Source organism: Caballeronia sordidicola (genome assembly GCF_002220365.1).
Lineage (GTDB): Bacteria > Pseudomonadota > Gammaproteobacteria > Burkholderiales > Burkholderiaceae > Caballeronia > Caballeronia sordidicola_C.
In genome coordinates this window covers 42,024-48,023 of record NZ_MTHB01000012.1, presented here as the reverse complement: position 1 = coordinate 48,023, position 6,000 = coordinate 42,024, and the positions used below count along the sequence as shown (strand labels likewise).

The 6,000-nt window shown below is 57.5% G+C and carries 8 protein-coding genes; 2 read left to right on the top strand and 6 right to left on the bottom strand.

Features of this window, described 5'->3' with window-relative positions:
* The 3 genes from BSU04_RS48675 to BSU04_RS01215 all read right to left on the bottom strand — a co-directional run.
* Window positions 1-280, bottom strand: a 280-nt coding sequence (locus BSU04_RS48675; RefSeq protein ID WP_144021088.1) for a transposase, incomplete at its 3' end; no start/stop codon positions are given.
* A 277-nt stretch (window positions 281-557) separates the two neighbouring features.
* Window positions 558-1,484, bottom strand: a complete 927-nt coding sequence (locus BSU04_RS01220; protein WP_089158887.1) for a dTDP-4-dehydrorhamnose reductase family protein — start codon at window positions 1,482-1,484, stop codon at window positions 558-560.
* Complete coding sequence (locus BSU04_RS01215; protein WP_089158886.1) at window positions 1,481-1,687, bottom strand: cation transporter; 207 nt, start codon at window positions 1,685-1,687, stop codon at window positions 1,481-1,483. The genes BSU04_RS01220 and BSU04_RS01215 overlap by 4 nt, the downstream gene beginning before the upstream one ends.
* Before the next feature lie 98 nt (window positions 1,688-1,785).
* On the opposite strand from BSU04_RS01215, the gene cueR reads away from it, so the two are divergent.
* Window positions 1,786-2,172, top strand: a complete 387-nt coding sequence (cueR, locus tag BSU04_RS01210) for a Cu(I)-responsive transcriptional regulator (protein ID WP_089158885.1) — start codon at window positions 1,786-1,788, stop codon at window positions 2,170-2,172.
* A gap of 274 nt (window positions 2,173-2,446) precedes the next feature.
* Window positions 2,447-2,593 (top strand): DUF3563 family protein, encoded by a 147-nt coding sequence (locus tag BSU04_RS01205; protein WP_087882081.1) that lies wholly within the window; start codon window positions 2,447-2,449, stop codon window positions 2,591-2,593.
* Window positions 2,594-2,687: 94 nt separating this feature from the next.
* On the opposite strand, the gene copM is transcribed toward BSU04_RS01205, so the two are convergent.
* The 3 genes from copM to BSU04_RS01185 form a co-directional block, all read right to left on the bottom strand.
* Entirely contained in the window at window positions 2,688-3,101 is a 414-nt protein-coding gene (gene copM, locus BSU04_RS01200) for a CopM family metallochaperone (protein ID WP_179258157.1), read from the bottom strand.
* 756 nt (window positions 3,102-3,857) lie between these two features.
* On the bottom strand, window positions 3,858-4,703 hold the full coding sequence (locus BSU04_RS01190; protein ID WP_089158884.1) for a 23S rRNA (adenine(2030)-N(6))-methyltransferase RlmJ: 846 nt from the start codon (window positions 4,701-4,703) through the stop codon (window positions 3,858-3,860).
* A gap of 157 nt (window positions 4,704-4,860) precedes the next feature.
* On the bottom strand, window positions 4,861-5,832 hold the full coding sequence (locus BSU04_RS01185) for a potassium channel beta subunit family protein (protein ID WP_089158883.1): 972 nt from the start codon (window positions 5,830-5,832) through the stop codon (window positions 4,861-4,863).
* Between the last annotated feature and the right edge of the window lie 168 nt (window positions 5,833-6,000).

Here is a 6,000-nt window from a genome sequence, read left to right as displayed (position 1 = left end):
CTGTCGGCTCCGGCGCCCGAAGTACCAATGCCGAGTCGATCACGTCGACGCTCAGCAGTTCCGTGCATGGCATGCTCGGCGCAACGTCGAGTGCAGGGACGACGAGCTTGCCTTCACGATATTGCTTGCGCCATCCGAACACTACATTGGCGTTGATGTCGTGCCGGCGCGCAACAATCGACACCGACATGCCAGGCACCAACGTCTCTCTGATCACCTGCTGCTTGAATTTTCGCGCGTACGTGCGACGGGGATGGGCTGCGCCCCCTGCGTTCGACATGGCTGACTGGCTCCGTTGATCTGAACGCCCTCATCATGCTTTGGAAAAGTCAGCATGGCGAAACGGTCGGGCCGAGCCGCTTACCATGGAGTCTTCAGTCCACCATTTAGGCTCACTCAGCCGCTCACTCAGCCGGGCGAGGAACCCATGGTCTCAGGCCGACCTGAAGACTGACGGCCATAGTTGTCATCGAGTATTCCAAGCAGCGAATTGCCAATGTGACGATGCGTTGAATTCGGACGTCGCTTGGTCGACTATGTCCGAATTTCCCTGCCTCTTACAGGCTTGTTGGACGTGGCCAGTTTTGCAGCACCGTGCGGATCGCGGTGTCGAAAGGTGTTCGTTGTCCGATCTTTAAAACCTCCAACGCATCCGATGCTAGATGGGAATTCCGCGGGCGCGGCGTAGCATCGATCGGTGTTCGTTGTGCTGTGATGCGGGCATCAATGTTCAACACTTGCGCGATCCGCTGCGCGATGTCGAACTTTGTCATTGGCTCATCGCCAGACCAGTGCATAACGCCCGTCACTGATTCACCAACCTCATGACGTTCCAGCAACTGTCGGATCACCACCGCCACGTCGGGCGTGAAGGTGGGGTAGCGCGTTGCCCAAGCATCCATCACTGCGGGACCTACCCCGTGAGCCGATGCCACGATCGCTGGCGTCAAGCCTGTCACTGCCGACTCACCCCAGTCGATCACCGGACCATACAGGAGCGGCAAACGCAGTACGCAGGATCGCGCGCAGGATCGTAGCAGCGCTTGCTCTCCGTCAAGCTTGCTGCGACCGTAGGCGTTAAGGGGATTCGGCGTGTCGCCCGGCCGATAGGGCGGTCGTGTGCCATCGAAGACATAGTCGGTCGAGATGGAGAGCACCCACGAACCGATTTCCTGTGCGGCGCTCGCAATAAAGCCTAATGCGTCAACATTCAACGCTCGCGCGAGCACGGGGTCATTCTCACAAACATCCGGCCGCCGTTCGGCTGCAGCCACAACGATCGCGTCAGGCGCTTGGTCAGCGATGAACTGGCGGACGGCACCCTCATCGCGGATATCGAGCGTGATGGTGCTCGGGTTGCCATGGCGAAACGCCGTTCGTATGACCTGCCACCGGATTATCGCGGCTAGTTCATTCGCAATGGCGCGTCCAAGCAACCCGGACGCGCCAATCAACGCAATCTTGAAGTGCGGCCCCTGGGTCATGCGGCCTTCGTCGACACGACCGTGTAGCCCGCCTCATCGATCGCTTCCTTGAGCGCATCAATAGTTTCGGTCGATGCCACCACGACACGCCCGTGCTCGAGATCCACTTGAACTTGCGCGGCGGCATCGAGTTCGTGGATCGAGCGCGTGACGGCGGCGACGCAATGCTGACAGCTCATGCCCTCTACCTTAAATTCAGCCATATCAATTCCTTGCCTGGGTTTTTGTAAGAGCGAACCATGCTATACCTTCCTATCGTTGGAAGGTGTAGAGTCTATGGAAAAATTTGGGAGTATCTGCGATGAACATTGGCGAAGCGGCTCGCGCGTCTGGCGTAACGGCCAAGATGATTCGGTATTACGAGAGCGTCGGCCTCTTGCCACCGGTTGATCGGACAACATCGGGCTACAGGATGTACGGAACCCAGGAGGTTCATGCGTTACGCTTTGTTCGCCAAGCGCGTCGGCTCGGCTTTCCGGTCGACGATATTCGAAAACTCCTGGCCTTGTGGCAGGACCGGCAGCGTGCGAGCGGAGAGGTCAAGGCGATTGCGCTGGAACATGTCGCGGAACTGGACAAGCGGATTGCGGAACTCACGGATATGCGGGACACGCTCGCTCATTTGGCGGTGAATTGCCACGGTGACGGTCGTCCCGATTGCCCCATTCTGGAAAGACTGGCCGAGTGATCGTGCTGGTGCATCTTAACAAGCCTATTTGCCTGATTTGTGCACTATAAATGTGCTAGACCAACAGGAGACCTCGTAAATCTCCGAGAAGACTAGGAAAATCAAGCACTTGTTCCGAGACGGTGCATGCACCATTCCAAAAAAGAATGCACCCAATGCAGGCATTTCACTAACACCTGCAGCACAGTTCGCCTATAATCATGGTTAACCCTTTCGAGGGATATCCCTGACCCGAACCGCCGGGGATTCATTTGAGATCCTTGGAGAAAAAATCATGTTTGCATTCTTGCTCGAAAAAGTCAGCATTTGGTTTGAAACCGCCGAACGTAATCGGCGCGAAGAATATCTGGCGCAATCGTCGGATATCGTCCAGCTCGAAAAGCGTATCCGCTCGCTGGAAACCGAAGGCTACTCGCTGTAATTTCAGCCGAAAACACCCGGTCGAAAAATTGAACAAGCCCCGCATGCGGGGCTTTGTCATTTCTGGGCAACTCGCGCCGATCACGCCACGCCGCTCACTTTTTCTGGGGATGCGTAGCGAGCCATCGCTTCATGAACGCAATCTCCTTGTCTTGCGAAGCGATGATCTCCTTGGCCAAAGCCCGCAACTTGGCGTCCTTGCCGTACTTCAACTCGACCTTTGCCATTGCGACCGCGCCCTGGTGGTGCGGGATCATATGCGCGACAAAATCATGATCGACGTCACCGGTGTACTCGACACCGGACATGCCGGACATCATCGAATGATCGGCTGCCTGGAACTCCTTCGTCGATGCAGAATCGCCCTGGCTACCGTTTGCAGCTGACATGTCCATGCCTGCCATCGATGCTGACGATGCCGGCGTCTGTGCAAACGCCGCGGGCATCGAGACAACGATTGAGACTGCAAACGCGACTGCGCCAGCGAGGAAGGTTTTCGGGAACGTCATCGAATCTCCTTGAATGTCGACTTTCGGGAGAGCTAGCTTAAAGCTTGCCATCGCGGTAAGGTAAAGCGCTTTTATATGACATGAACCGAATCGGCCTAATATGCGTTTCGGTTCTCATTGATTTGCCAAGGGGGCGGTGTGAGTCCAGAACTTCGACCTGTCAAATATGTGGCAAGCGCGGCGCTATGGCTTGTTTCGTGTTTGACGACGTTGGACGCATTGGGACAGGCAGGCGGTCAGCCGCTGGTTCTGGATACGCAGACGGGCATTCATAGCGGCGCAGGCGGTACCATTCTGCAGACGGGGCCGTTAAATGGTTCTGGCATGGTCCCAACGCGCCCGATGGCCACATTGCCCGAATTGCCGCAGCAAGATCAGCAGACGATTATTGTTTCGCCTTACATCGAACTTCAGCAGGGCGGGCATCATGCCGGGCAGGGAGGATCTTCAACAGGCTCACAGCCGGCGTCCAATTACCAGCATCGACCACGTACTAAGTCGCCACATTCCAGCGCTTCTTATGGCGTGCCGACCGGCACTCAAACCCAGGCCCCCATTTCAACGCAGCCCGCAGTGCCGCAAGGAAGGCGGTCTCCGGGTCAGCCTTCCATCGTCACGCCGATACCCGTCGCAACGCCGAGATCCGTAGCGACCCCGAACCCTGTGTCGACCGTGCCAACCCGATCGTCGGACCCACATACCGTGACCGGTGCGGTTACCACCTCGCTTGATTAACGGCGAACGGTGCAGACATTTTCAGTCGCCACGATGTTCGAGTTTGAACGCCGCCTTGCTGTCCTGACCGAGTGCGTCGACAAGATACGGCAGCGTCTCTTTCAACTCGGCTGCGAGCGTATACGGTGGATTCACTATAAACATGCCACTCCCGAACAGGCCAAAACCGTCGACGGGAGGTTTGCTCACGGTCAATGACGCATGCAACCAATTCTTGGGCTGCACGCGCTTCAGTTGATCGGCGAAACGCTGGGACTCCAGCCGGGTCACTTGCGGATACCAGATTGCATAAGTGCCGGTGGCAAAGCGCTTCAGGCTTTCCTCTAGGCAGTTCAGCGTGCGTGCGTAGTCGCGTTTGTCTTCGTACGACGGATCGATCAGGACCAGCGCGCGACGCGGCGGCGGCGGTAACAGCTTGATAATGCCGTCGAAACCATCGCCTTCGAAGAGCACTGCCCGCCGGCCTGCGTCGCGGAAATTGTGGCGCAGCACGTCGATTTCGGTGGAATGCAATTCGAACAACCGCATGCGGTCCTGCTCGCGCATTACCCGCCATGCGAGATAGGGGGAGCCGGGATAGAACTGCAGCGTGCCATCCGCATTCAGTGCCTTGACCTCTTTCACGTAATCCTTGAGCAAACCCGGCAAATCACGCTTGGTCCAAATCTTGGCAATGCCTGTCTCGAACTCGCCCGTCTTGGTCGCGAAGCCGTCGGTCAGCGAATAGACGCCGGCGCCCGCATGGGTGTCGATATACCAGAACGCCTTGTCCTTCTGGGCAAGGTGTTGCAGCAACTGCACGACGACCGCGTGTTTCAGCACGTCTGCGTGGTTGCCTGCGTGAAAGGCGTGTCGGTAACTGAGCATGGCAAATGAGTGAGCGAGACGAGAATGAGCGCGGCCTGAGCCAGACGGACGAAAAAGTGCCTAAGCGCGAAGATGCAAAGACGCTCCACGGCACCACACGGCGCACGCGGCAGGGTCGTTATTGTAGCCGACGACCCTGCATGTCTCAGACCAAGCGTCAGACGAACGCGTCGCCCACGATTTCCTCCATGCGCTGCTTGATCTCCGGCGTGATCTTTTGCACGACGTCGATAGCCTTCATATTCTCGTGAATCTGCTCGACCCGCGATGCACCCGTAATCACGGTGCTGACATTCGGATTCAGCAAAATCCAGGCGAGTGAAAGCTGTGCCAGCGAGCAGCCAAGCTGGTCGGACACTTCCGCGAGGCGCCCGACAATGTTATTCGCGCCCTTGTCTGTCAGCTTCTTGGCCAACCACTCGTAACCTTGAAGCTGCGCGCGGCTGTCCGACGGAACGCCGTCGCGATACTTGCCGGTGAGCAGCCCCGAAGCGAGCGGGCTCCAGGTTGTCAGACCCAGTCCAATGTCTTCATAGAGGCGCTTGTATTCGTTCTCGACCCGCTTGCGATGCAGCAGGTTGTACTCGGGCTGCTCCATCACCGGTTTGTGCAGGTGATGCCGCTCGGCAATGTCGTACGCCGTGCGAATCTCGTCGGCGCTCCATTCCGATGTGCCCCAATAGAGCGCTTTGCCCCGCGTGATGATGTCGCTCATTGCCCATACGGTTTCCTCGATCGGCGTATGCGGATCGGGCCGATGGCAAAACACGAGGTCGACGTAATCGAGTTGCAGACGCGCAAGCGAGCCGTCAATGGCGTTATGAAGGTACTTGCGGCTGAGCGTTTGCTGCTGGTTGGGACCTTCGTTGATGCCAAAGAAAAACTTGGTCGACACCACGTAGCTTACCCGCGGCCACGCGAGCTCCTTCAACGCGCGGCCCATGATTTCTTCGGACTTGCCTTTGGAATAGACCTCGGCGTTGTCGAAAAAATTTACACCATGATCGCGAGCGGCAGCGAGTGACTCGCGCGCCGCGCGATGGTCGACTTGCGTGCCGTAGGTCACCCACGAGCCGATCGACAATTCGCTGACCTGCAGGCCGGAACGTCCTAGCCGACGATAGTTCATGTTCTTGATCTCCAGTTTTGGGTTTGAGTTGCATCAGGCGGGTTTCAAAGCTTAATCCGATTTCAGGATTCGCGCGCCGTCGACCGGCTTGGTCGACCTTGACGTTCATTGCATTTGTGACCGAACGATAACCCGGTGGGGTGGCGTCGGATAGCTGACCGAACGGCC

What these genes read in the sequence shown, in the direction of transcription:
- cueR (WP_089158885.1), top strand. Translation starts at nt 1,786, where the DNA reads ATGAACATTGGCGAAGCGGCTCGCGCGTCTGGCGTAACGGCCAAGATG.
- BSU04_RS01220 (WP_089158887.1), bottom strand. Translation starts at nt 1,484, where the DNA reads ATGACCCAGGGGCCGCACTTCAAGATTGCGTTGATTGGCGCGTCCGGG.
- copM (WP_179258157.1), bottom strand. Translation starts at nt 3,101, where the DNA reads ATGACGTTCCCGAAAACCTTCCTCGCTGGCGCAGTCGCGTTTGCAGTC.
- BSU04_RS01205 (WP_087882081.1), top strand. Translation starts at nt 2,447, where the DNA reads ATGTTTGCATTCTTGCTCGAAAAAGTCAGCATTTGGTTTGAAACCGCC.
- BSU04_RS01185 (WP_089158883.1), bottom strand. Translation starts at nt 5,832, where the DNA reads ATGAACTATCGTCGGCTAGGACGTTCCGGCCTGCAGGTCAGCGAATTG.
- BSU04_RS01190 (WP_089158884.1), bottom strand. Translation starts at nt 4,703, where the DNA reads ATGCTCAGTTACCGACACGCCTTTCACGCAGGCAACCACGCAGACGTG.
- BSU04_RS01215 (WP_089158886.1), bottom strand. Translation starts at nt 1,687, where the DNA reads ATGGCTGAATTTAAGGTAGAGGGCATGAGCTGTCAGCATTGCGTCGCC.